General features: G+C 66.8%; 25 protein-coding genes and 1 tRNA gene. 14 read left to right on the top strand and 12 right to left on the bottom strand.

All coding sequences use genetic code 11. The annotated features are described in order from the left end of the window. Positions 1-20: 20 nt before the first annotated feature. The 3 genes from rnr to ACR9FL_RS05925 are packed head-to-tail and all read left to right on the top strand — an operon-like array spanning position 21 to position 3,470. A complete protein-coding gene (gene rnr / locus ACR9FL_RS05935; protein WP_296174727.1) occupies positions 21-2,336 on the top strand; it encodes a ribonuclease R in 2,316 nt (771 codons plus the stop codon). Beyond that, positions 2,333-3,052: an NUDIX hydrolase gene (locus tag ACR9FL_RS05930; RefSeq protein ID WP_436357682.1), complete on the top strand. Its 720-nt coding sequence runs from the start codon at positions 2,333-2,335 to the stop codon at positions 3,050-3,052. The genes rnr and ACR9FL_RS05930 overlap by 4 nt, the downstream gene beginning before the upstream one ends. 4 nt (positions 3,053-3,056) lie before the next feature. After that, entirely contained in the window at positions 3,057-3,470 is a 414-nt protein-coding gene (locus ACR9FL_RS05925; protein ID WP_296174732.1) for a DUF5990 family protein, read from the top strand. A 4-nt stretch (positions 3,471-3,474) separates the two neighbouring features. Here ACR9FL_RS05925 and ACR9FL_RS05920 read toward each other — a convergent pair whose 3' ends face one another. Next, entirely contained in the window at positions 3,475-4,032 is a 558-nt protein-coding gene (locus ACR9FL_RS05920; RefSeq protein WP_296174736.1) for a hypothetical protein, read from the bottom strand. A gap of 135 nt (positions 4,033-4,167) precedes the next feature. Between ACR9FL_RS05920 and rpmG the strand changes: the two genes are divergently transcribed. Further along, positions 4,168-4,335, top strand: a complete 168-nt coding sequence (gene rpmG / locus ACR9FL_RS05915; protein ID WP_003164451.1) for a 50S ribosomal protein L33 — start codon at positions 4,168-4,170, stop codon at positions 4,333-4,335. A gap of 104 nt (positions 4,336-4,439) precedes the next feature. Here rpmG and ACR9FL_RS05910 read toward each other — a convergent pair whose 3' ends face one another. Both ACR9FL_RS05910 and ACR9FL_RS05905 read right to left on the bottom strand, forming a co-directional pair. Further along, positions 4,440-5,804: a PleD family two-component system response regulator gene (locus ACR9FL_RS05910; protein ID WP_296174739.1), complete on the bottom strand. Its 1,365-nt coding sequence runs from the start codon at positions 5,802-5,804 to the stop codon at positions 4,440-4,442. Between the two features lie 6 nt (positions 5,805-5,810). Beyond that, positions 5,811-6,176, bottom strand: coding sequence for a response regulator (locus ACR9FL_RS05905; RefSeq protein ID WP_105564770.1), 366 nt, complete (start codon positions 6,174-6,176; stop codon positions 5,811-5,813). Between the two features lie 139 nt (positions 6,177-6,315). Between ACR9FL_RS05905 and ACR9FL_RS05900 the strand changes: the two genes are divergently transcribed. The 4 genes from ACR9FL_RS05900 to ACR9FL_RS05885 all read left to right on the top strand — a co-directional run bounded on the left by ACR9FL_RS05900 (position 6,316) and on the right by ACR9FL_RS05885 (position 9,623). Further along, positions 6,316-7,578, top strand: coding sequence for a DNA polymerase IV (locus ACR9FL_RS05900; RefSeq protein ID WP_436357679.1), 1,263 nt, complete (start codon positions 6,316-6,318; stop codon positions 7,576-7,578). A 55-nt stretch (positions 7,579-7,633) separates the two neighbouring features. Further along, positions 7,634-8,092, top strand: coding sequence for a RidA family protein (locus ACR9FL_RS05895; protein ID WP_296174744.1), 459 nt, complete (start codon positions 7,634-7,636; stop codon positions 8,090-8,092). Continuing rightward, on the top strand, positions 8,089-9,234 hold the full coding sequence (locus ACR9FL_RS05890; RefSeq protein WP_436357677.1) for a GNAT family N-acetyltransferase: 1,146 nt from the start codon (positions 8,089-8,091) through the stop codon (positions 9,232-9,234). Before ACR9FL_RS05895 ends, ACR9FL_RS05890 begins: the two co-directional genes overlap by 4 nt. A gap of 83 nt (positions 9,235-9,317) precedes the next feature. Then, complete coding sequence (locus ACR9FL_RS05885; RefSeq protein WP_436357676.1) at positions 9,318-9,623, top strand: CsbD family protein; 306 nt, start codon at positions 9,318-9,320, stop codon at positions 9,621-9,623. 192 nt (positions 9,624-9,815) lie between these two features. Here the strand turns inward: ACR9FL_RS05885 and ACR9FL_RS05880 are convergent, their stop codons facing one another. The 3 genes from ACR9FL_RS05880 to clpS form a co-directional block, all read right to left on the bottom strand. Further along, a complete protein-coding gene (locus tag ACR9FL_RS05880) occupies positions 9,816-10,391 on the bottom strand; it encodes a DUF4287 domain-containing protein (RefSeq protein ID WP_436357674.1) in 576 nt (191 codons plus the stop codon). 237 nt (positions 10,392-10,628) lie between these two features. After that, on the bottom strand, positions 10,629-12,929 hold the full coding sequence (gene clpA, locus ACR9FL_RS05875; RefSeq protein WP_436357673.1) for an ATP-dependent Clp protease ATP-binding subunit ClpA: 2,301 nt from the start codon (positions 12,927-12,929) through the stop codon (positions 10,629-10,631). A gap of 11 nt (positions 12,930-12,940) precedes the next feature. Further along, a complete protein-coding gene (gene clpS / locus ACR9FL_RS05870) occupies positions 12,941-13,270 on the bottom strand; it encodes an ATP-dependent Clp protease adapter ClpS (RefSeq protein WP_105564763.1) in 330 nt (109 codons plus the stop codon). Between the two features lie 171 nt (positions 13,271-13,441). Here clpS and ACR9FL_RS05865 point away from each other — a divergent pair, with 171 nt between their 5' ends. Next, the gene (locus tag ACR9FL_RS05865; RefSeq protein ID WP_436357671.1) at positions 13,442-13,948 is read left to right on the top strand and encodes a nuclear transport factor 2 family protein; all 507 of its coding nucleotides are present in this window, start codon (positions 13,442-13,444) and stop codon (positions 13,946-13,948) included. 67 nt (positions 13,949-14,015) lie between these two features. On the opposite strand, the gene ACR9FL_RS05860 is transcribed toward ACR9FL_RS05865, so the two are convergent. Continuing rightward, positions 14,016-14,486: a phasin family protein gene (locus ACR9FL_RS05860; protein WP_207826524.1), complete on the bottom strand. Its 471-nt coding sequence runs from the start codon at positions 14,484-14,486 to the stop codon at positions 14,016-14,018. Between the two features lie 266 nt (positions 14,487-14,752). Here ACR9FL_RS05860 and ACR9FL_RS05855 point away from each other — a divergent pair, with 266 nt between their 5' ends. Next, positions 14,753-16,204 (top strand): D-alanyl-D-alanine carboxypeptidase, encoded by a 1,452-nt coding sequence (locus ACR9FL_RS05855; RefSeq protein ID WP_436357668.1) that lies wholly within the window; start codon positions 14,753-14,755, stop codon positions 16,202-16,204. On the opposite strand, the gene ACR9FL_RS05850 is transcribed toward ACR9FL_RS05855, so the two are convergent. Next, positions 16,201-16,770 (bottom strand): DUF2239 family protein, encoded by a 570-nt coding sequence (locus tag ACR9FL_RS05850; RefSeq protein WP_436357666.1) that lies wholly within the window; start codon positions 16,768-16,770, stop codon positions 16,201-16,203. The genes ACR9FL_RS05855 and ACR9FL_RS05850 overlap by 4 nt on opposite strands. Before the next feature lie 71 nt (positions 16,771-16,841). Beyond that, on the bottom strand, positions 16,842-17,198 hold the full coding sequence (locus ACR9FL_RS05845; protein ID WP_296177592.1) for a phage holin family protein: 357 nt from the start codon (positions 17,196-17,198) through the stop codon (positions 16,842-16,844). Positions 17,199-17,313: 115 nt separating this feature from the next. Between ACR9FL_RS05845 and ACR9FL_RS05840 the strand changes: the two genes are divergently transcribed. After that, positions 17,314-17,751, top strand: a complete 438-nt coding sequence (locus tag ACR9FL_RS05840; RefSeq protein ID WP_436357664.1) for an HIT family protein — start codon at positions 17,314-17,316, stop codon at positions 17,749-17,751. Between the two features lies 1 nt (position 17,752). On the opposite strand, the gene ACR9FL_RS05835 is transcribed toward ACR9FL_RS05840, so the two are convergent. Continuing rightward, the gene (locus ACR9FL_RS05835; RefSeq protein ID WP_105564781.1) at positions 17,753-18,103 is read right to left on the bottom strand and encodes a DMT family protein; all 351 of its coding nucleotides are present in this window, start codon (positions 18,101-18,103) and stop codon (positions 17,753-17,755) included. Positions 18,104-18,154: 51 nt separating this feature from the next. Here ACR9FL_RS05835 and ACR9FL_RS05830 point away from each other — a divergent pair. The 3 genes from ACR9FL_RS05830 to ACR9FL_RS05820 all read left to right on the top strand — a co-directional run bounded on the left by ACR9FL_RS05830 (position 18,155) and on the right by ACR9FL_RS05820 (position 19,313). Then, a tRNA-Thr gene (locus tag ACR9FL_RS05830) sits at positions 18,155-18,230 on the top strand. 59 nt (positions 18,231-18,289) lie between these two features. After that, positions 18,290-18,586 (top strand): hypothetical protein, encoded by a 297-nt coding sequence (locus ACR9FL_RS05825; RefSeq protein WP_296177596.1) that lies wholly within the window; start codon positions 18,290-18,292, stop codon positions 18,584-18,586. Between the two features lie 100 nt (positions 18,587-18,686). Next, the gene (locus ACR9FL_RS05820) at positions 18,687-19,313 is read left to right on the top strand and encodes a TetR/AcrR family transcriptional regulator (RefSeq protein WP_296177597.1); all 627 of its coding nucleotides are present in this window, start codon (positions 18,687-18,689) and stop codon (positions 19,311-19,313) included. Positions 19,314-19,459: 146 nt separating this feature from the next. Here the strand turns inward: ACR9FL_RS05820 and feoB are convergent, their stop codons facing one another. Together feoB and ACR9FL_RS05810 are read right to left on the bottom strand one after the other, a co-directional pair. Beyond that, positions 19,460-21,343, bottom strand: coding sequence for a ferrous iron transporter B (gene feoB, locus ACR9FL_RS05815; protein WP_436357661.1), 1,884 nt, complete (start codon positions 21,341-21,343; stop codon positions 19,460-19,462). Further along, entirely contained in the window at positions 21,343-21,615 is a 273-nt protein-coding gene (locus tag ACR9FL_RS05810) for a FeoA family protein (RefSeq protein WP_296177599.1), read from the bottom strand. The genes feoB and ACR9FL_RS05810 overlap by 1 nt, the downstream gene beginning before the upstream one ends. Positions 21,616-21,722 lie beyond the last annotated feature (107 nt).

Below are 21,722 nucleotides of genomic sequence, written 5' to 3'. Positions count from 1 at the left end.
AGCGCATTACATAGGACGCAATGACCAAGACGCCGAAACGCCCCGCCGCGGGCCTGCCCGACAAAGACACCCTGATCGCCTTCCTGCGTGAAGCCGGCGAGGCCGAGAAGGCCGACATCGCCCGCGCCTTCGGTTTGAAGGGCATCGAACGCCGCCAGCTGCGCGAAATGCTGAAGACGCTGGAGGCCGAAGGCGCACTGGGCAAGCGCGGCCGCAAGGGCTTTTCCGAGGCCGGCGCCCTGCCCCCCGTCGGCGTGGCCGACGTGGTGGATCGCGACGCCGACGGCGAGCTTTATGTCGAACTGGTCAAGGGCGGCGAGGACGCGCCGCGCGCCCTGCTGCTGCCCGACCGCGAGGGCAAGACGCCCGCGCCCGGCCTGGGCGACCGTCTGCTGGTCAAGTTCTCGCGCGGCGCCGAGGGCTGGGAGGCCCGTCTGGTCAAGCGACTGGATGCCGGGACCAACCGCGTCCTGGGCGTGATCCGCAAGTCGGCGCGCGAAACCCGCGTCGAGCCCGTCGACAAGCGCTCCAAGGACGTCCTGCTGATCCCCTCGGCCCAGGCGGGCGACCTGCGCGACGGCGATCTGGTCCTGGCCTCGATCGAAAAGGGCGACCACCGCTACGGCCCCAAGCGCGGCAAGATCCTGGAGTCCATCGGCCGCGAGGATGATCCGCGCGCCGCCTCCATCATCGCCATCCACGCCCACGGCCTGCCCACCGGCTTCTCGGACCTGGTCGAGCGCGAAGCCGAGGATCAGGCCCTGCCGACGCTGAAGGGCCGCGAGGACCTGCGCGAGGTGCCCTTCATCACCATCGACCCGGCCGATGCGCGCGACCACGACGACGCCGTCTATGCCGAGCGCGACACGGACCCCAAGAACCCCGACGGCTGGATCGTCTGGGTCGCCATCGCCGACGTCGCCGCCTATGTCCGCCCCAACTCGGCCCTGGACCGCGAAGCGCGCGACAAGGGCAACTCGACCTACTTCCCCGACCGCGTCGAGCCGATGCTGCCGGAAATCCTGTCCAATGGCCTGTGCAGCCTGAAACAGGGCGAGAACCGCGCCTGCATGGCCGTGCGCATGATCTTCGACAAGGACGGCAAGAAGACCGGGCACAAATTCATGCGCGGCCTGATGCGGTCGCAGGCCAAGCTGTCCTATGAGCAGGCGCAGTCGGCTATCGACGGCCAGCAGGATGACACGACGGGTCCGATCATGGACGCCATCCTCTATCCTTTGTGGAACGCCTATTCGACCATGCTGAAGGGCCGCGAGCGCCGCAGCCCCCTGGCCATCGAAAGCCCCGAGCGGCGCATCATCATGGCCCCCGACGGCGGCATCGCGGCCATCGAGCCGCGCAAGTCGCTGGAGGCCCACCGCCTGATCGAAGAGATGATGATCCAGGCCAACGTCTGCGCCGCCGAGACGCTGGAGAAGACGCGCACGCCGCTGATCTATCGCGTCCACGAGGCCCCCAGCCAGGAGAAGATCTTCAACCTGGCTGACTTCCTGCACACCATCGCCAAGCCCTGGAACAAGGGCGAGGCGCCGACCACCAAGCGGTTCAACAAGCTGCTAGACGAGATGCGCGACACGCCTCACGCCGAGGTGGTCAACGAGGTGGTCCTGCGCACTCAGATGCAGGCGGTCTATTCGCCGGACAACGTCGGCCACTTCGGTCTGCACCTGGACCGCTACGCCCACTTCACCTCGCCGATCCGGCGCTATTCCGATCTGATCGTGCACCGCGGCCTGATCCGCGGCCTGAACCTGGGTTCGGACGGCCTGACGGACCGCGAGATCGCCGAACTGACGGCCATCGCCGAACAGGTGACGTCGACCGAGCGCCGCTCGATGGCCGCCGAGCGCGACGCCATGGACCGCTACATCGCCGCCTTCCTGGAAGACCATGTCGGCGCGACCTTCAGCGGGCGCATCACCGGCGTCACCCGCTTCGGCCTGTTCGTGCGGCTGGACGAGACGGGCGCCGACGGCCTGGTGCCGGTTTCGACCCTGGGCAGCGAGTATTTCACCCACGATGATCGCGCCCACGCCCTGGTTGGCGAACGCACCGGAAAGCGCTTCACCTTGGGCCGTCGCGTCGAGGTCAAGCTGATGGAGGCCACCCCCGTCACCGGCGGTCTGGTGCTGGAAATGGTGTCCGAGCCTGACCCGCGCGATCCCAACGCCCCGGCCCCGCGCTACGGCATCCGCGGACGCGGCGGCGACGGCCCGCCCAAGCGCGGCAAAGGCCGTCCCGGCGGTCCCAAGCCCCGCAACGGCGCCAAGCCCTCCGGCGGGCTGAAGGGGGTTCGCAAGGGCAAGCGACGGTGAAACCTCAACCCTTCGACGCCGCCCAGGACCTGGCCGACGCCCCACGCACGGGCGGCGGCCAGAAGCCCAAGGACGCCGCCACCCTCATCCTGACGCGCGGCGGCGCCCAGCCTGGGTCGCCTCCCGAAGTCCTGATGGGCCGTCGCGCGCCCGGCCACGTCTTCATGGCCTCCAAATGGGTCTTCCCCGGCGGACGTATCGACCGCGCCGACTTCACCGCCGCCTCGACCGGCGAACTGTCGTCCGACGTGGCCCGGCGGCTGGAGGCGGAAATGCCCGCCCGCCGCGCCCGCGCCCTGGCCCTGACCGCCGTGCGCGAGACCTTCGAGGAGACCGGCCTGATCCTGGGCCGCCCGGCCCCGCCCGCCTCGGTCGCCGGACCGTGGCGCGAATATCGTCAGGCGGGCGCCCTGCCCGATCTGTCGGTCCTGTCCTACGTAGCCCGCGCCATCACCCCGCCGGGCCGCACGCGCCGCTTCGACGCCCGCTTCTTCATGGCCCCGGTCGAGGCCCTGCGCGATCCCGACCGCATCGAGGGCTCAGGCGAACTGGACGAGATCGCCTGGCTGCCGCTGGATCAGGCGCAGGCCCTGGACCTGCCCGCCATCACCCGCTTCGTCCTGGGCGAGGTGGCCGAGCGGCTGAGCCATCCCGACCGCCCCCTGCCCTTCGTGCGCATGGTGCGCGGGCGTCACGTGGTCGAACATCAGGACTGAAACCGTGGCCAAGCAGACCATCACCCTGCGCCTGACCATCCACGACCCGGTTCCGGGCGTCTGCTACAGCCTGCAGGGCAAGGAGGGCGAGCCGGTCAACGCCGTGACCGCGACCGAGGCCCCGCTGTCGCTGGACGCGCCGGTCACCCTCAACGACGACAACCGCCTGACCGGCCCCTTCGTGCGGCGCGAGGGGCCAGAGCGTCGCTTCGTCTATATCGGCATCGGAACCCATGCGGGCTTTGCCGGCCCCACCTGGAGCCGCCGCGCCAAGATCAACGTCCACGACATCCCTGCTGATCTGCTAGAGGCCGCCCGCCAGGGTCGCGTTCTGGAGGTTCGCCTGCCCGGCCGGGCCAAGGACGGCGGCCCCGCCTGCGCCACCGTCCGCCCGCTGGAGCGGTGGAAGGCCCTCTAGGCCCCTATTGGGCGACCGGCTTGGTCAGGTCGAACTCGACGCGGAAATGGCGGCTGGGGCGACGCAGCTCATAGGCGAACATGTGCCGGGGGTGGATCTCCATCGCCCATACGTTTGTGGTCGAGACCGAGGCGTTATTGGCGTTGAACAGGTCGATGGATTCCTGATCCACCGGAAACTCCTGCCGCTCGGCCGTGCCGGCGCCGGCCGTGTCGCCGCCGTACCAGTGCAGGGTGTCCGTCGTGCCGTCGTCGTGGCGGTGATCATGCTTCAACCTTAGCCCCGTCGCCGTGCGCGTCACCACCCAGGTCCGCGAGCGGTCCGCGCCGACCCAGAAAGGAATGCGAATCTCCTCGGCCGTGCAATCGCGCACGTGCATCAAGAGTCTCTGGCTGGCGAAGTCCGAATCGGCGGCGTCGGTGGTGACGACCCTGCCCTCGAACCTTTGGCCGCACAGGGCGCTCAGGTTCTTGAAGAAGGCGTCCTGGGGCGTGTCCGCGCGCGCCGAGGCCGGCAGGGACGACAGGGTCAGGGCGGCGGCCGCAAGGGCGATCGAGGTCATGGCTTTCATTCCGACAGCCTAGTCGCTAGAAGCCAATCCTCAACGTGACATCGCGGGCGTTGACTTTGATCTCCGCCTGAGTATGTTCCGCGCCTCTCGTTTCATGCGGCTTTCGCCGTCGCAAAGGTAATTCCGATGGCCAAACCGGCTTCCATCAAGATCCGCCTGAACTCCACCGCTGACACCGGCTTCTTCTACGTCACCAAGAAGAACGCTCGTACGATGACCGAAAAGATGGTCGTCAAGAAGTACGACCCCGTCGTCCGCAAGCACGTCGAGTTCAAGGAAGGCAAGATCAAGTAAGGGCCTAACCGCCCCGAGCCTCAGGGCTTGCTTGACTGCAGAATTCAAAACGCCCGGCTTTTCAGCCGGGCGTTTTTCGTTGTGGGATCAACCGCTGAAAAGGCTCAGGCCGCGCGGGCGACGACCTTGTTCCGCCCCGAGGCCTTCGCCTCATAGACCCCCTCGTCCGCCCGCTTCAGCAGGGCCTCGGGCGTATCGTCCGCGCCCATGGTGGCGGCCACGCCGACCGAGACGGTGACGTTCAGATGGGCCTTGCCGTCCATGACGCGGAAGGGCGCCGAGCCCACGTCACGACGGATACGCTCAGCAATACGATGGGCGTCCTCCAGCGTCGTGCCGGGCATGACCACCACGAACTCCTCGCCGCCGAATCGGCACGGCAGATCCACCGCCCGCACATTGGTCGCCAGCCGCACCGAAAACTCGCGCAGCACCTCGTCGCCGGCGTCGTGGCCGAAGCCGTCGTTGACGGCCTTGAAGTGGTCGATGTCCAGAACCAGCACCGCCACCGGCTCGCCGCCGCGGTTGGTGCGCGCCACCAGGGCCTGAAGCTGATTCGTCATGTAGCGCCGGTTGTGCAGGCCGGTCAGAGCGTCGGTGACGGCCATCTCCAGGCTGTGATCCAGCTTCTCGCGCAGGAAGTCGCCATAGCGCTTGCGCCGCACCTGGGTCCGCACCCGCGCCGACAGCTCCTCGGGGTCCACCGGCCGCGTCAGAAGATCATTGGCGCCCAGTTCCAGCGCCTTCAGCAGCCGAGGCCGGTCCTGCGAATCCACCAGGGCCAGGATCGGCAGACGCCGCGTCGGCTCCTTGGACCGCGCCTGGGCGATCAGGCGCAGACCGTCAAAGCCGTCCGAGGTCACATTGACGATCATCAGATCGACGGGACCACGCGCCGCCTCCAGCGCCGCCGCCGGGTCCGCCTCGATCAGGGGGCGATGCTCGACCGCCAGTTCCTGGGCCACCTTGGCGGCCTGCAGGGCGTTGTCGTCCACCACCAGGACGCGCCCGCCCGAGCCCTTCAGCCGCGCCACGCCGGCGGTGTCGACGCCGACGCGCCGTCCGCTCTCCTCGCGCTCGCGCAGTTCGTCCATGACCATCTTCAGCCGGGTCAGGCTCCTGACCCGCGCCATCAGAATCACATCGTCCAGCGGCTTGGTCAGGAAGTCGTCGGCCCCGGCCTCCAAGCCCCTGATCCGATCCTGGCGTCCGTCCAGCGCCGTCACCAGCACCACCGGGATATGTCGCGTCTTCGGATCGTCCTTCAGCCGACGGCAGGTCTCGAACCCATCCATGCCGGGCATCATGACGTCGAGAAGGATCAGGTCCGGCTGTTCCGAAGTCGCCAGGGCGATGGCCGTCAGCCCGTCACCGCAGGTCAGGGCGTCGAAATACTCGATCGTCAGCTTGGCTTCGAGCAATCGGACATTGGTCTCGACGTCGTCAACCACCAGGATGCGCGCGCTCATGAGGCCCTACCCCAGATGCTTGCGGATCGTCTCAAGGAACGACACCACCGAAATAGGCTTGGAGATATAGGCCTCGCAGCCGCCCTGTCTGATCCGTTCCTCATCACCCTTCATGGCAAAGGCTGTAACGGCGATGACGGGGATATGGTTCAGCTCTTCGTCGTCCTTGAGCCATTTGGTCACTTCCAGGCCGGAAATCTCCGGCAACTGAATGTCCATCAGGATCAGATCGGGGCGATGCTCGCGCGCAATGGCGAGCGCCTGCAGCCCTTCGCGGGTCTGCAGGGTCTGATAGCCCTGGGAATCGAGCAGATCATGAAAAAGCTTCATGTTCAGCTCGTTATCCTCGACGATGAGGACTTTCTTGGACATCCGCCACCCGGCTCTTTCGCCAATAATTCGCGCTGTTGCGCAGGGCTTTTCGCCTTCTTCGGATGCACACTGGCCCATGCAGTCTTAAGTTGAGGTGAAGCCGCTTTTTCTTTGCGCTTGAGCGCGAACGGAGTCTCACTTGGGTCTAAAGGCCATCTGCCGCGACTGCCTGTGGACCGGCGACCGCAAGGTCGAGCGGTGCTCTTCGTGCGCCTCGCGTCGGGTGATCGCTCATGATGAACTGGGCGACCTGACCATCGCCCACCTGGACTGCGACGCCTTCTACGCCTCGGTCGAGAAGCGCGACCGGCCAGAGTTGCGCGACAAGCCGGTCATCATCGGCGGCGGCAAGCGCGGCGTGGTCTCGACCGCCTGCTACGTCGCCCGCCTGCACGGCGTCGGCTCGGCCATGCCCATGTTCAAGGCGCTGAAGGCCTGTCCCGACGCCGTCGTCATCAAGCCTGACTTTCGCAAATACGTGGCCGAGAGCGAGCGCATCTTCGGCGCGGTCGGCAAGCTGACGCCCCTCGTCCAGACCCTGTCTCTGGACGAGGCCTGGATCGACCTATCGGGCACTGAACGTCTGAACGGCGGCCCGCCCGCCTTTCAGCTGATCCGCCTGCAGAAATGGATCGAGGACGAGACCGGCCTGACCGTCTCCATCGGCCTGGCTCCCAACCGCTTCCTGGCCAAGATCGCCTCCGAACTGGACAAGCCGCGCGGCTTTTCCGTCATCGGCGCGACTGAGGCGAAAGACCTGTTGGCGCCCCGCCCGGTCAACATCCTGCCCGGCGTCGGGCCGGTGTTCGGGCGCACCCTGCGCTCCGACGGTTTCGCCACGGTGGGCGATCTCGCCGCCGCCGACGTCAAGGACCTGATCCGGCGCTATGGCGAGACAGGCCTGCGTCTCTACGACCTCAGCCACGCTCGCGACGCACGCCCGGTCCGCCCCGACCACGACCGGCGCGGCATGAGCGCCGAGACCACCTTCAACGACGACCTGACCAGCGCCGAGGATTTGGAGGCCGAGCTCTGGCCCCTGTGCGAAAAGCTGGCGTCCAAGGCGCGGCGCGACGGCGTCGCCAGCCGGGTGGTGGTGCTGAAACTGCGTAAGGCCGACTTCAGGATCGTCACCCGCCGCATCACCCTGGCCGAGCCGGTGCAGACGGCGCGGGTGCTGTTTTCGGCCGGGCGCGACCTGCTGAAACCCGAACTGGGCGAGCCCTATCGCCTGATCGGCATCGGCCTGGCCGAGATCGCCGAGGCCGGCGCCGCCTCCGCCGGTCTGTTCGCCACCGACGAGACCCGCGCCCTGAAGACCGAGACCGCCATCGACGCCCTGCGCGCCAAGTTCGGGGCCGCCGCCGTGGTCGCGGGCCGCGCCCTCAAGAAGCCAGGATGACGCCGCCCGTCTGGCGCGCTACACCCCCGCTCGAACCCCTCAACGGAGTCCCGACATGAGCATCCACGCCCGCATCGCCGAACTCGGCATCACCCTGCCCGAGCCGGCCAAGCCCGTCGCCAGCTACGTCTCCTACGTCCAGTCGGGCAATCAGGTCCTGATCTCGGGCCAGCTGTCGAACGACGCCAACGGCGGCATCAAGGGCACCGTCGGCGTGGACGTGACCCCCGAGCAGGCCGCCGAGGCCGCCCGCCTGTGCGGCATCAACCTGCTGGCCCAGATCAACGCCGCCGTCGACGGCGACCTGGACCGCGTCGTCCGCATCGTCAAGCTGGGCGCCTTCGTCCAGGCTGGCCCGGACTTCATCGCCATCCCCGCCGTCATCAACGGTTGCTCGGACCTGATGGTCGAAGTCTTCGGCGACGCAGGCAAGCACGCCCGTTCGGCCGTCGGCGTCTACAAGCTGCCGCTCGGCTTCGCCGTGGAAATCGACGCCATCATCGAGGTGAAGTGAGCTTCACGCTCCAGGTCAACGACGGGATCGCCTCGATAGGCCGGGACGCGTGGGACGCCTGCGCGGCCCCGACCGGCGATCCCTTCGTCTCCTACGACTTCCTTGACGCCTGCGAGGCGTCCGGCAGCGCCGTCCCGTCCCAGGGCTGGGCGGCGCGCCACCTTTCCCTGCATGACGAAGACGGCGCCGTGATCGGCGTCATGCCCCTTTATCTGAAGGGGCACAGCCAGGGCGAATACGTCTTCGACCACAGTTGGGCCGACGCCTATCAGCGCGCCGGCGGCCGCTACTACCCCAAGCTTTTGGGCGCCGTGCCCTTCACGCCCGCGACCGGGCCGCGCTTTCTGCACGCACCTGGAGCGGACGCCGCGACCGTGCGCGAGGCCCTGCTGCAAGGCGCTCTGACACTGGTCGAGCGGCTGGGCGTCTCATCCCTGCACGTCAACTTCCCGACCGAGCCGGAATGGCGCGCCATGACCGAGGCGGGCCTGCTGCCGCGCCGCGACATCCAGTTCATCTGGCGCAATGAGGGCTACGGCGGCTTCGACGACTTCCTGGCCGCCCTGTCGTCCAATCGGAGGAAGACCATCCGTCGCGAACGGCGCGAGGCCCAGGTTGGCCTCGACATCCGCGTTCTGACGGGCGGCGACATCACCGAGGCCCACTGGGACGCCTTCTTCGCCTTCTACATGGACACCGGCGACCGCAAATGGGGCCGGCCCTATCTGACGCGCGACTTCTTCGCCCGCGTCGGGGCCAGCATGGCCGACCGCATCGCCCTGGTCATGGCCTTCCGGGACGAGACGCCCATCGCCGGCGCGCTGAACTTCATCGGCCGCGACGCCCTCTATGGTCGTCAGTGGGGCGCGCTGGAGGAGGTCCCCTTCCTGCATTTCGAGCTCTGCTACTATCAGGCCATCGACTTCGCTATTTCGCGCGGCCTGGCCCGCGTCGAGGCGGGCGCCCAGGGCGAGCACAAGATCGCCCGCGGCTACCTGCCCTCCCCCGTCTACAGCGCCCACTGGATCGCCGATCCGGCCCTGCGCGATCCGGTCGCCCGCTACCTCGACAATGAACGCCCGGCGGTCGAGGCGGAAATGGAAGCCATGACGACCGACCTGTCGCCCTATCGCCGCACCTGATGTCGCATCGCGGCATGCTGCGGAACTTGCGGCGCCGCGATACGCTACCAATGTGAGTCTCCTCCTCACATCCAGGGATCATCATGACCGATCAACGTATCGAAGGCGTCGCGACGGAACTGAAGGGCAAGGCCCAGGGCGGGTTCGGTCGCCTGACCGGCGACAGCAAGCTGCAGGTCGAAGGCAAGCTGAACGAGGTGAAGGGCAAGGCGCTGGACGCCTATGGCCGCGTCATCGACGGTCTGGACGGCATGGTCGAAAAAGCTCCCGCCGATCTGCGCGAACCGGCGCGCAAGGGTCTGGACTTCGCTCGCCGCAAGCCCCTGCTGACCACCGGCATCCTGGCCGGCGCGGCGGTGCTCCTCGGCGCGCTGGGCCGCAAGCGCTAAATATCCTTCTCCCCTGGCGAGGAAAGGCGCTCAAGCAGCCGAAGGCGTAGCGCTACAAAAATCCTTCTCCCCTTGCGGGAGAAGGTGGCCGAGCGGAGCGAGGTCGGATGAGGGGTCTTTCAACCGACAGCAAAACCCCTCATCCGTCGACCTTCGGTCGCCACCTTCTCCCGCAAGGGGAGAAGGACACAATCAGCCCTTGTCAGCCGCCTGTGCGAACAGGCGGCTGATCTCGGCGTCCACCTGATCGGCGGCGTCCAGTTCGACCGTCGCCGTCAGTCGTTCAGACCAGCTCTCGCGTCGCGCCGACGGCGACAGGCGCGGCGAAACCTCCGGCGACAGCTTCAATCCCAGCAAGGCCCGACCGCCCTTCAGCGGGCGCATGGCCGCGAACTGCACACTGCGCGAGAAGGATGTGTAGCCCTTGCGCTGGCCCGAGATGACGCCCTCGACGCCGTCCGCGACATGCTCGACCGCTTCCAGGATCGCCAGCGAAGCCGGGTCCTTCCACAGGGCCGCGCGCAAGGCCTCAGGGTCATCCCAGCCGGGGCCGTCAGCGGGGCGACAGGCGTCGAGGATCTGCGCCGCGTGGTTCTGGCCCACGCCATGCTCGGCCTTCAACCAGGCCGCCTGAGCGCGCGGCGCGGTCTCAGGGCAAGCCTTCATAATGGCGACCCAGTCGGCCAGCGGCTTTCCGGTCTTCTTCTCCAGATTGGCCTGGACCGTGGCGAACCACTTCTTCTGCCGCTCGGTCAGCACTGCGGTCATGTCCTGCCCTCCACTTGAACGGACCATGCCGTTTCACGCAGCGGACGGCTACCCTCTCCCGCTCATCCCCGCGGAAGCGGGGACCCAGTAAGAGCCACGCGCATCACGGCCAGGTTTGCGCCCGAAGCCAAAGCACTGGGTCCCCGCCTCCGCGGGGATGAGCGGATTGTGGTGAACCTGCAAAGAAAAAGGCCCGGACGTTTCCGCCCGGGCCTTCAACCACAAACCTGAAGAAAATCAGGCCGTTTCTTCTTCCTCTTGCTTCACCGCCGCGCCCTTGGCCGGGGTGATGTCGAAGGCGATCTTGCCGTCCTTCAGCTCGACCTTGACGTGTCCGCCGCGGGTCAGGCGGCCGAACAGGATGTCGTCGGCCAGCGGCTTCTTGATGTGTTCCTGAATGACGCGGGCCAGGGGACGCGCGCCATACAGTTCGTCGAAGCCGTTCTTGGCCAGCCAGTCGGTGGCCTCGTCGGTCAGTTCGATGGTGATGTTGCGGTCCGCCAGTTGGGCGTCCAGTTGCATCATGAACTTGCCGACCACCGAACGGATCGTCTCGGCACCCAGCGGCTTGAAGGCCACGATGGCGTCCAGACGGTTACGGAACTCCGGCGCGAACAGGCGCTGGATGGCCTTGTCGTCCTCGCCCTCGACCTTGCCCCGACCGAAGCCGATGGAGGCGCGGGCGTTGTCGGCGGCCCCGGCGTTGGTGGTCATGATCAGGATGACGTTCCTGAAATCGACCTTCTTGCCGATGGCGTCGGTCAGCGTCCCGTTGTCCATCACCTGCAACAGGATGTTGTAGACGTCGGGGTGCGCCTTCTCGATCTCGTCCAGCAGCACCACCGAGTGCGGATGCTGATCGACGGCGTCGGTCAGCAGGCCGCCCTGGTCATGCCCGACATAGCCCGGAGGGGCGCCGATCAGGCGGCTGACCGTGTGGCGCTCCATGTATTCCGACATGTCGAAGCGCTGCATCTCGATGCCCAGGGTGGCCGCGAGCTGCTTGGCCACCTCGGTCTTGCCGACGCCGGTCGGGCCGCTGAACAGGAAGGCGCCGATGGGCTTGTTCGGGTCGCGCAGACCCGCGCGCGCCAGCTTCATCGCCGCCGAGACCTGGTCGATGGCCTGCTCCTGGCCATAGACGACGCGCTTCAGATCCGCTTCCAGCTCGCGCAGGGATTCCGTGTCCGACTTGCTGACCGACTTGGGCGGGATGCGGGCCATCTTGGCGATGACGGCCTCGACCTCCTTCTGACCGATGACCTTCTTGCGCTTGGATTCCGGCAGCAGCATCTGCGACGCCCCCGCCTCGTCGATCACGTCGATGGCCTTGTCCGGCAACTTGCGGTCGGTGATGTAGCGCGCCGACAGGTCGACCGCCGTGCGGATGGCCGCATCGGTGTAGCGCAGCTTGTGGTGGGTCTCGTAGGTCGTCTTCAGACCCTTGAGGATCTTCACCGTGTCCTCGATCGTCGGCTCGTTGACGTCGATCTTCTGGAAGCGACGCACCAGGGCGCGGTCCTTCTCGAAGTGCTGGCGGTACTCCTTATAGGTGGTCGAGCCCATGCAGCGCAGGCTGCCGGACGCCAGGGCCGGCTTCAGCAGGTTGGAGGCGTCCATCGCCCCGCCCGACGTCGCGCCGGCGCCGATCACCGTGTGGATCTCGTCGATGAACAGGACCGCATTCTCGTGCGTCTCCAGTTCCTTGACGACCTGTTTCAGCCGCTCCTCAAAGTCACCGCGATAGCGGGTGCCGGCCAGCAGCGCCCCCATGTCGAGCGAGTAGATGGTGGCGTCCTTCAGGACCTCAGGCACCTCGCCGTTGACGATCTTGCGGGCCAAGCCCTCGGCGATGGCGGTCTTGCCGACGCCCGGATCGCCGACCAGAAGCGGATTGTTCTTGGTCCGACGGCACAGTATCTGGATCGAGCGCTCGACCTCGGCCTGCCGCCCGATCAGGGGGTCGATCTTGCCGTGGCGGGCCTTCTCGTTCAGGTCGACGCAATAGGCCTCAAGCGCCTCTCCGCCCGATTTGACGGCGGCGGCGTCCTCGGCCTCCTCGGGCGAGCCCTTGGCCGGACGGGTTTCGGCCGCGCCAGGCTTCTTGGCGATGCCGTGGGCGATGAAGTTGACCGCGTCATAGCGCGTCATGTCCTGCTCTTGCAGGAAGTAGGCGGCGTGGCTTTCGCGCTCGGAGAAGATAGCGACCAGGACATTGGCGCCCGTCACCTCTTCCCTGCCCGACGACTGGACATGGATGACCGCGCGCTGGATCACGCGCTGGAAGCCCGCCGTCGGCTTGGCGTCGTCGCCGTCGGCCGTGGCCAGGGCGGCCAGGTCGTTGTCGACATAGAGGGTCAGCGCGGTCTTCAGCGCGCCGAGATCGACGTTGCAGGCCGTCATGACCGCCGATGCGTCGGTGTCGTCGATCAGGGCCAGCAGCAGGTGTTCAAGCGTGGCGTACTCGTGCCGGCGCTCGTTCGCATAGTGGACCGCGCGGTGCAGGGTCTCTTCGAGAGGACGAGAAAAGGAGGGCATGGGAGATCCTCTCAGTCTTTTTCCATCGTGCATTGCAGAGGGTGCTGGTGACGGCGCGCCGTCTCGACCACCTGGGCGACCTTGGTTTCGGCCACTTCGTAGGTGAAGACGCCGCAGACCCCGACGCCATGCTGGTGCACATGCAGCATGATGCGGGTCGCGTCTTCCCGGCTCTTCTGAAAGAACCGTTCCAGCACATAGATGACGAACTCCATCGGCGTGTAGTCGTCATTCAGGATCAGCACTCGATAGAGCGAGGGCCGCTGAAGCTTCGGCTTTGTCTCGGTGACGACGGCGGCGCCTGCGCCTCCGCCTTGTTCACCTGGCCGTCTGGTAGGCATTAGTCATCCGTCTTCGGGGGGAGTCGGTAGCTCAGATAGGTGATGATGGCCTGATTTGTAGGGGCGTCCAGTCACAGGGTGCGTGAGCGGCCCAGCTAACCAAAGATTCACGGGACATGAGCGTCAGGCCGCCGCACCAATGCGGCTAGGTTTTGCCCGCTGGACGCCCCTATGACCATGATCGCCGGACTTATCGCCACACTGGCCCTGGCCCAGACGTCCAGCCCTGCGGTCATCCCGGATGAAGCGGCGCTGGCCCTGATCATCGCCGAGCGGGATGCAGCCCTGTTCGCCACCATGTTCGACCGCTGCGATCCTGCCTTCCTGGCTGATCTGGTGACCGATGATCTGGAATTCTACCACGACCGGGGCGGGCTGACGGCGACGCGAACCGCATTCGTCGCCGACTACGCCAAGGGCTGCGAGGCGCGAAAGGCCCCCGACGCCTGGCGCTCGCGCCGCGAACTCGTGCCTGGCACCATGAAGGTCTACGCCATCCCCGGCGTCGGCGCGGTCGAGGAAGCCAGCCACCTCTTCTATGAACGTCAGGGCGACGGGCCCGAAACCCTGGTCGGTCGCGCCCGTTTCTCCATGCTGTGGCGATTGGAGGACGGCCATTGGCGGCTGGCCCGCGCCTTCAGCATCGACCACGCCGCAGCATCAACCGACGCGCCCTGATCCAGACGCAAAAGGCCCCGGCGTTTCCGCCGGGGCCTGATTGTACGCTTACTGGAACTTGGGACGCTTAGCGGGCGGCCTGGAAGCTCTCGACGGTCGCGGTGACGCGTTCGTTGATCGGCTTGAAGCTGTCCTTCACCGAGGCGGTGAAGATCTCGGTCGTCTTGCCGAACTGGGCCAGATAGGCCTCGGCGGCCGACTTGGCCCACGAGGTCTGCAGTTCGACCAGTTCCTGGACCGAACGGGCCTGGCTGATCGACTGGGCGGCGGCGACGCCGTCTTCCCAGGACTTCTTCGAGAAGGCGATGGCTTCCTGCGACAGGGCCTCGGCGCCCTTCTGGGCGGCGGCGGCCGACTCGACGACGGCCTCGAGGTTCTTCTTGCCGTGGGCGTTCAGCTCGGTCAGCGAGGCGACCGACTTGTCCACGCCTTCGCGGAAGGCCTTGGCGCCGGCGGCTTGAATGGATTCAGCCTGGGCTTTCGCCTTGGCGGTGGTCTGTTCGACGGTCTTCTTAACAGTCTCGGCGGCGTCGGCCATTGGGACTCTCCTGAAGCGATAAAGGGTCTCACGACGAACGGCGTCCATCGCGACAGGGGTCATATGGTGCAAGTGCGAAATGACTTCAAGTGAAAATTGTGCGACGCAACATATGAACGCCGATCACCTGTCCGACAGCCCGGCGATCACAACTCTGTTGACGGCTTGTTAACCCTCTCGAAACCCGCGCAGCCGATGTTAGCATTTGTAACGCGCGGTGATCTCGGTCGTCTTCGCGCCACAGTGACGAGGCTAGTAGATTGACCATGAACGCAGCATTCCGCCGTCGCTTCCTGGCCGCCCTTGTTCTGGGCGGCGTGGTCCTCACGCCCGCCCTCGGCGCGCCGCCGCCGGTCGCCCAGTCCTCGGACAACTCGCGCTACGCCTCGATCGTGGTCGATGCGGCCTCGGGCGAGGTCCTGTTCTCGCGCTTCGCCGACGCACGGCGCTATCCCGCCTCGATCACCAAGGTCATGACCCTGTACTTGACGTTCGAGGCGCTGGAGTCGGGCAAGATCAAGCTGACCGACAACCTGACGGTCTCCCCCCGCGCCGCCTCTCAACCGCCGTCCAAACTGGGTCTGGCCGCCGGTCAGTCGATCAGCCTGGATGACGCCATGCGCGCCACGGCGGTCCGAAGCGCCAATGACATGGCCGTGGTCCTGGCTGAACACATCGCCGGCTCCGAGGCCCAGTTCACCGCCCGCATGACGGCGAAGGCCCGCGAGTTGGGCATGGACCATACCCGCTTCACCACCGCCAACGGCCTGCCCGACACGCGCCAGGCGACCACCGCCCGCGACCTGTCGATCCTGAGCCGCGCGGTGATGCGCGACTATCCGCAATATTACCGCTACCTGGGCTTGCACGACTGGTTCTACAATGGTCGCGACTACCGCAACACCAACGGCCTGCTGGCCACCGGGCGCGGCTACGACGGCATCAAGACCGGTTTCACCAACGCCTCGGGCTACAACCTCGCCGCCTCCTCGGTGCGCGACGGCAAGCGGATCATCACCATCGTCATGGGCGGCCGCTCGACCAAGAGCCGCAACGAGCACGTCGCCGAACTGATGGACACCGGCTTCGAGGTCCAGCGTCGGCGCGGCCAGGGCGAGCGCATCCAGGTAGCCCAGGCCTTCTTCGAGCAGCGCGGCTACGGCATCAGCGCCGACCCCAATCCGCCGGTCGAGTACGCCTCGGTTTCGGACGAGGACGGCGAAGGCATGGGGTCGACCGCCGTGGCCTATGTCGCCGGCCCGCCGCCCGCCAGCCTGCCGACTGAGGTGACGCCCCCGCCCTCGGCCCGCGCCGCGGCGGCCACGCCCCGCGCCACGGCCCCGATTCAGCGCGCCGAGGCTCCGCGCACGCCCGAGAACCTGACCGCCTCGCTCAACGGCGGCTCGTCTGCGACCACGCGTCGAGCCTCGTCCACGGCTACCCCAACGCGGAATGCGACGCGTGAAGCCTCTCGCGCCCCGGCGGGCCGCTGGACGGTGCAGGTCGGGGCCTTCCGTGATGAAACCGTCGCCCGCAACTGGCTCAACGAAGTCAGCCGCCGCTTCCGCACTCAGTTCACCGAGGCGCAGCGCGACGTTCAGAACGCCGATGGCTGGTATCGTTCGCGCTTCACCGGCATGACCCAGGCTTCGGCCGAGGCCGCCTGCGAGGCCCTGGGAGAGCGTCGCGTCACCTGCATGGTCATCCGCCCCAGCTAGGCCGCCCCCAGACCGTTGCGCCAGCTTCCCTCGGCCAGTCGCCGGGCGTAGTCGCGCACGTCTGACGGCCAGGCCTCGATCGCGGCGTCGAAGGCGACCCAGTCGCCCGCGAACAGCATCCGCGTCGCCTCCTCATAACCCGCCTGGTCGCCCGCCACGGCGGTCATGAAGCGATAGGCGGCCTCGCGGCTGCGACGCACGCGGTCCGGCCCCTCGGCCTCGCGCAGGGCGTTCTCGACCAGCTTCCTCAGCGCCACCGAGGCCCCGCCCGGCTGGGCCGCCAGCCAATCCCAGTGCCGCGGCAACAGGGTCACTTCGCGCGCCGTCACCCCCAGCTTGGGCCGCCCCGGCCCGCGCTTCTCGACCGACTCGGACGGCAGACGCGCCAGTACAGCGGCCAGATCGCCGCGCAGGTCGAACTCCACCGGCCGAGCGTCGGCGTCGTCGAAGACCAGCACCGCCGCGCCCGCGTCATGCGCCGCCTTGACCGCCGCCACGACCAAAGACGGCGCGCCCGAGGCGATCAGGCGATCTCCGGCGAAGGCGGTGCAGCTTGCAGGCGTCATTATCGTCTCCCTGAAAAGGTTGAGACGTTTTATCCGGGCAAAATATTCTCGTCAATATTACCCGGATTTATTCAACGCCCCCGTTCGCCCTCGCCGAACAGGGCGGCCGCGATCCAGCTGACCACGCCGGTCACGATGGCCGCGCCGATGCCTGCCCACAGACCATTGACCGCGAACCCGCCCAGGAACCAGGCCGTCAGCCCGATCATCGCCGCATTCACCACCAGCAGGAAGAGCCCCAGGGTCACGATGGTCAACGGCAGGGTCAGGATGACCATGATCGGCCGCACGACGGCATTGACCAGGCCCAACACCACGGCCGCCGCGACCAGAGATCCCGTCGAGGTGAAATCCACCCCCGGCACGACCTTGGCCGACAGCCACAGACCCAGGGCGGTGACGATAGCCTGAACAATGAAACGCAGCATGAAACGCAATCTCCGTGAACCTTGACCATATAGCGCGCCAGATCGCGTTTCGCTCCCGTGCGAAATCGGCCCTGCCCTGCTAGCCTTGCGCCGACACCTCTGACGGAGCCTCCCCATGAGCCTTCACGGCGCCTACGACCCCGACAACATCTTCGCCAAGATCCTGCGCGGCGAAATCCCCAGCGTGAAGGTGTGGGAAGACGACGACGTCGTGGCCTTCATGGACGTCTTTCCTCAGTCCGAGGGCCATGTCCTGGTGGTGTCCAAGACCTCCCAGGCGCGCAACCTGCTGGAGATCGAGCCGGACGCCCTGGCCAAGGTGACCGCCGCCGTTCAACGCACCGCCCGCGCGGTCGAGAAGGCGTTGAAGCCCGAGGGCCTCAGCCTGATGCAGTTCAACGGCGAGGCCGGCGGCCAGACCGTCTTCCACCTGCATTTCCACATCATCCCGCGCTGGGCCGACCGTCAGATGAAGGGCCACGGCCACGCCCCCATGGCCGACGCCGAACAGCTCAAGGCCCTGGCCGCCCGGATCGCCGCCGAACTGGACTAGGTCAGAGCGGCCCCTTGAAGATAAAGAAGGCCCCGCCCGCGATCAGCGAGAAGCCGACCAGATGGTTCAGGGTCAGCTTCTCGCCGAGGTAGAGCACCGAGAAGACGGCGAAGACCAGCAGGGTGATCACCTCCTGCATGGTCTTCAACTCGGCCGCTGAATAGACTTGGTGGCCGATGCGGTTGGCCGGCACGGCCAGGCAGTATTCGAAGAAGGCGATCCCCCAGCTCAGGATCACCACGATCCACAAGGGTTTGGCCCCGAATTTCAGATGACCATACCAGGCGAAGGTCATGAAGACGTTCGACAGGGCCAGCAGAAGGATCGGCGTGAGATAGGGCGTCATCGGCATGCGCGGACTGTGCTTGCGTCCGAGAGATTCCACCAGCATAAGGCGCGCAACGCCGGTTTAGCTCAGTTGGTAGAGCGCCAGTTTTGTAAACTGGATGTCGCGGGTTCGATTCCTGCAACCGGCACCATCCATTGATTATGGACCAACGTTCTGCAAAACTCCCTTCCAGGAAGAAGGAGAGACCGCATGTTCGCCACCCTAGCGGCCATCGCCGTGCTTCAGGCGACATCGCCTGTCGAAGCCGCCCCCGCTGAAGCCGTCGCCCCTCCCGCCGCGCCGGCGGCTGCGCCCAAGGCTCGGACTCGTCGAAGCGAAACGCGCACCTGCACCAACCGCGCGCGGACCGGGTCCATCATGACCCGACAGATCTGCACCACCGCGCGCGGCGACGCCACACAACAGGCTTTGGCCAGACAGCTTTCCGAGGAAATCGCCGATCGGACGGCCACGGCCTGGACCAATCCGAATTTGTCGGTCGACTAGGCTGATTTCCTTGTTAACCGTGTGCGCGCTGGCGTCTCGCTGTGAGCGCGGGCTATAGGCTGCCTGAACAACGACTTTTTTCTTCGGCCGCCTCCTCCCCATGTCCGAGACGACCAACAAGCTGGGACACAAGATCGGATCGCGCGGCGCACGCACCCGTCGCGCGATTCTCGACGCCCTGCGCGGCCTGCTGAACCACAAGCATCTCGGCGAGATCCGCGCCGCTGATGTGGCCCTGGCGGCGGGCGTCTCGGCCCCGACCTTCTACACCTACTTCAAATCGGTCGAGGAAGGCCTGCTGATCCTCTGCGAAGAGGCGGGCGAGGACTTCCAGAAGCTGGCCCGACACATCCACGCTGACTGGACCGCCGACCGCGCCTTCGAAGCCGTGCGGGCCTATGTGCTGGAAGTCCTGGCCCTGTGGAACGACCACGGCCCGGTGCTGCGGGTCGAGCACATGCTGGCCGACAAGGGCGAACCGGGCTTCGCCGAAAGCCGCATCAAGCGGATGCGGCGGCTGCACCTGGCGCTGGAACGCCGCATCGCCCAGGCCAAGGCCAACGGCATGCACCCTGAGGGTCTGAGCCCGCGCCTGACCTCCTACGAGACCGCCAATCTGGTGGAATCCGTCGCCGCCGGTTTCGCCCTGATGCGTCGCGCCGACACGCCCGAGGCCATCGTCGATACGACCGCGCATATCGTCGTGAAGCTGACGACGGGGCGGTGATCAAACCTTTCCTCCCCACTCCGTGGGGAGGGGGACCGCGAAGCGGTGGAGGGGGCGACACAGAGGGCTGACGTCGAGACGCCCCCTCCGTCACGCCGCTACGCGTCGCGCCACCTCCCCACAAGTGGGGAGGAAAGGGTTCTCCCTTACCCGCCGCCTAGCGCCACGGCGACGTGATAGACGATGAAGGCCGCCAGATAGGCCAGGCCGAACAGATAGCCGACCATGATCATGGTCCACTTCAGCGAGCCAGTCTCGCGACGGACCACGCCCAGGGTGGGCAGGCACTGCGGCGCGAAGACATACCAGGCCAGGAAGGCCAGGCCGGTGGCCAGCGACCAGTCGGCTGACAGGACCGAGGCCAGGGCGCCGACGTTCTCTTCGGCGCCGGCGATGGAATAGACCGTGCCCAGGACCGCCACGGCGACCTCGCGCGCGGCCATGCCGGGCACCAGGGCCACCACCATCTGCCAGCTGAAGCCGATAGGGGCGAAGACCGGCTCCAGCGCCTTGCCGATCATGCCGGCGAAGGAATAGTCGATGGCCGGTCCCGTCGCGCCTTCCGGCGGATAGGGGAAGGTCGACAGCGCCCAGACGATGACCATCAGCGGTAGGATGATCTTGCCCGCGCGGCGCAGGAAGATCTTGGCCCGCAGCCACAGATTGAACAGGACGCTCTTGATGTCGGGGATCTTGTAGGCCGGCAGCTCCATCATGAAGGGCTCGACCGCGCCGCGCCAGAAGACCCGGCGGATCACCAGCGAGACCAGAAGCGCGCTGACTATGCCCGCCGCATAGAGGCCGAACATCACCAGGCCCTGCAGGCTGGCCCAGCCCCAGACGGTCTCGTTGGGAATGAAGGCGGCGATGATCAGGGTATAGACCGGGATGCGCGCCGAGCAGGTCATCAGGGGCGCGATCAGGATGGTGGTCAGGCGGTCGCGCTTCGCCTCGATCACCCGCGTGGCCATAATGCCGGGAATGGCGCAGGCGAAGCTGGACAGCAGGGGGATGAAGGCGCGGCCATGCAGCCCCGCCCCGCCCATGATCTTGTCCATCAGGAAGGCCGCGCGGGCCATGTAGCCGAAGTCTTCCAGCACGATAATGAAGAGGAAGATGATCAGGATCTGCGGCAGGAAGACCAGGACGCTGCCCACCCCGCCGATCAGGCCGTCGACGATCAGGCTCTGCAACAGGCCGGTGAAACCCTGATCCGGCAGGACCGTGGCCACCCAGCCCCCGACCAGGGCGAAGAAGGCCTCGATGCCGTCCATCGCCGGGGTGGCCCAGGTGAAGACCGCCTGGAACATGACGAACAGGATGCCCAGCAGAATGAGCAGACCGGCGACCGGATGCAGCAGGACACTGTCGATCTTGCCCGTCAGGGTGTCCGGTCGCTCGGGCGGACGGACGCAGGCCTTCATGATGCGCTCGGCCTCGCGGTGGGCGTCGCGAATCTCGGCGGCGGACGGGGCGTGCCATTCGCTGCGGGTCTCGCCCTCCGCCTGATCGGCCTGGGCCTGGACGGCGGCGACCAGCTCATTGATCCCGCGCTTGCGCGTGGCGACCGTGGTGACCACCGGCGCGCCGATCTCGGCCGACAGCTTCTCCAGGTCGATGCGCAGGCCCTGGCGCTGGGCGATGTCGAACATGTTGAGGGCCAGCACCATCGGGCGGCCGACCTGTTTCAGCTCCAGCGCCAGACGCAGGACCAGTCGCAGGTTGGTGGCGTCGGCGACGCAGACCACCACGTCCGGCGGCGTCTCGCCCGGCAGGGCGCCCAGGACGGCGTCGCGCGTGACTTCCTCATCCAGGCTTCGGGCGCGTAGCGAATAGGTGCCCGGCAGGTCCAGCACCGACAAGGTGCGGCCGTCGGCGGCGTGGATGCGCCCCTCTTTGCGTTCCACCGTGACGCCGGCGTAGTTGGCGACCTTCTGATGGGCGCCGGTCAGGGCGTTGAACAGGGCGGTCTTGCCGCTGTTGGGATTGCCGACCAGGGCGACGCGGGCGGTACGAACGGCCATATCCATCAGAGGCCTCCCTCTTCAAGACGGATGGTCAGGCTGGCGGCCTCGTGCCGGCGCAGGGCCACGCGCATGTCGTCCACCTTCATGGCGATGGGATCGCGTCCGAACAGACCTTCGTGCAGCAGCTCGACGCGCGCGCCCTCGACAAAGCCCAGCTCCAGCAGACGGCGCTCCAGCTCGCTCTCATGTTCCTGATGGTGGCAGTGAGCGCCGACCTGAACAATGACGCCGCGATCGCCGCGTCGGGCCTGGCTGAGTTTGATGGTGTCGGTCATGGCGCTCATTACACGGCGCCCGGCGCCGTTCACATATGTTGACAGCGATTATCAGCCGCAGGCCTTCCGCGTCCAGTAACGATAACCGGCGCCGTTGCGACCAAACG

Origin of the sequence: Brevundimonas sp. CEF1 (genome assembly GCF_051353055.1) — a bacterium.
Lineage (GTDB): Bacteria > Pseudomonadota > Alphaproteobacteria > Caulobacterales > Caulobacteraceae > Brevundimonas.
The sequence above is the reverse complement of the archived record's forward strand: the minus strand, read 5'-3'. Positions and strand labels throughout refer to the sequence as shown.

Bases quoted from the DNA above. Each gene is read 5' to 3' on its own strand.
- ACR9FL_RS05905 (WP_105564770.1), bottom strand. From the start codon at position 6,176: ATGTCCAAGAAAGTCCTCATCGTCGAGGATAACGAGCTGAACATGAAG.
- feoB (WP_436357661.1), bottom strand. From the start codon at position 21,343: ATGGATATGGCCGTTCGTACCGCCCGCGTCGCCCTGGTCGGCAATCCC.
- clpA (WP_436357673.1), bottom strand. From the start codon at position 12,929: ATGCCCTCCTTTTCTCGTCCTCTCGAAGAGACCCTGCACCGCGCGGTC.
- ACR9FL_RS05885 (WP_436357676.1), top strand. From the start codon at position 9,318: ATGACCGATCAACGTATCGAAGGCGTCGCGACGGAACTGAAGGGCAAG.
- rpmG (WP_003164451.1), top strand. From the start codon at position 4,168: ATGGCCAAACCGGCTTCCATCAAGATCCGCCTGAACTCCACCGCTGAC.
- ACR9FL_RS05920 (WP_296174736.1), bottom strand. From the start codon at position 4,032: ATGACCTCGATCGCCCTTGCGGCCGCCGCCCTGACCCTGTCGTCCCTG.
- ACR9FL_RS05895 (WP_296174744.1), top strand. From the start codon at position 7,634: ATGAGCATCCACGCCCGCATCGCCGAACTCGGCATCACCCTGCCCGAG.
- clpS (WP_105564763.1), bottom strand. From the start codon at position 13,270: ATGCCTACCAGACGGCCAGGTGAACAAGGCGGAGGCGCAGGCGCCGCC.
- ACR9FL_RS05910 (WP_296174739.1), bottom strand. From the start codon at position 5,804: ATGAGCGCGCGCATCCTGGTGGTTGACGACGTCGAGACCAATGTCCGA.
- ACR9FL_RS05880 (WP_436357674.1), bottom strand. From the start codon at position 10,391: ATGACCGCAGTGCTGACCGAGCGGCAGAAGAAGTGGTTCGCCACGGTC.
- ACR9FL_RS05835 (WP_105564781.1), bottom strand. From the start codon at position 18,103: ATGCCGATGACGCCCTATCTCACGCCGATCCTTCTGCTGGCCCTGTCG.
- ACR9FL_RS05825 (WP_296177596.1), top strand. From the start codon at position 18,290: ATGTTCGCCACCCTAGCGGCCATCGCCGTGCTTCAGGCGACATCGCCT.
- rnr (WP_296174727.1), top strand. From the start codon at position 21: ATGACCAAGACGCCGAAACGCCCCGCCGCGGGCCTGCCCGACAAAGAC.
- ACR9FL_RS05810 (WP_296177599.1), bottom strand. From the start codon at position 21,615: ATGACCGACACCATCAAACTCAGCCAGGCCCGACGCGGCGATCGCGGC.
- ACR9FL_RS05855 (WP_436357668.1), top strand. From the start codon at position 14,753: ATGAACGCAGCATTCCGCCGTCGCTTCCTGGCCGCCCTTGTTCTGGGC.
- ACR9FL_RS05840 (WP_436357664.1), top strand. From the start codon at position 17,314: ATGAGCCTTCACGGCGCCTACGACCCCGACAACATCTTCGCCAAGATC.
- ACR9FL_RS05820 (WP_296177597.1), top strand. From the start codon at position 18,687: ATGTCCGAGACGACCAACAAGCTGGGACACAAGATCGGATCGCGCGGC.
- ACR9FL_RS05845 (WP_296177592.1), bottom strand. From the start codon at position 17,198: ATGCTGCGTTTCATTGTTCAGGCTATCGTCACCGCCCTGGGTCTGTGG.
- ACR9FL_RS05865 (WP_436357671.1), top strand. From the start codon at position 13,442: ATGACCATGATCGCCGGACTTATCGCCACACTGGCCCTGGCCCAGACG.
- ACR9FL_RS05850 (WP_436357666.1), bottom strand. From the start codon at position 16,770: ATGACGCCTGCAAGCTGCACCGCCTTCGCCGGAGATCGCCTGATCGCC.
- ACR9FL_RS05860 (WP_207826524.1), bottom strand. From the start codon at position 14,486: ATGGCCGACGCCGCCGAGACTGTTAAGAAGACCGTCGAACAGACCACC.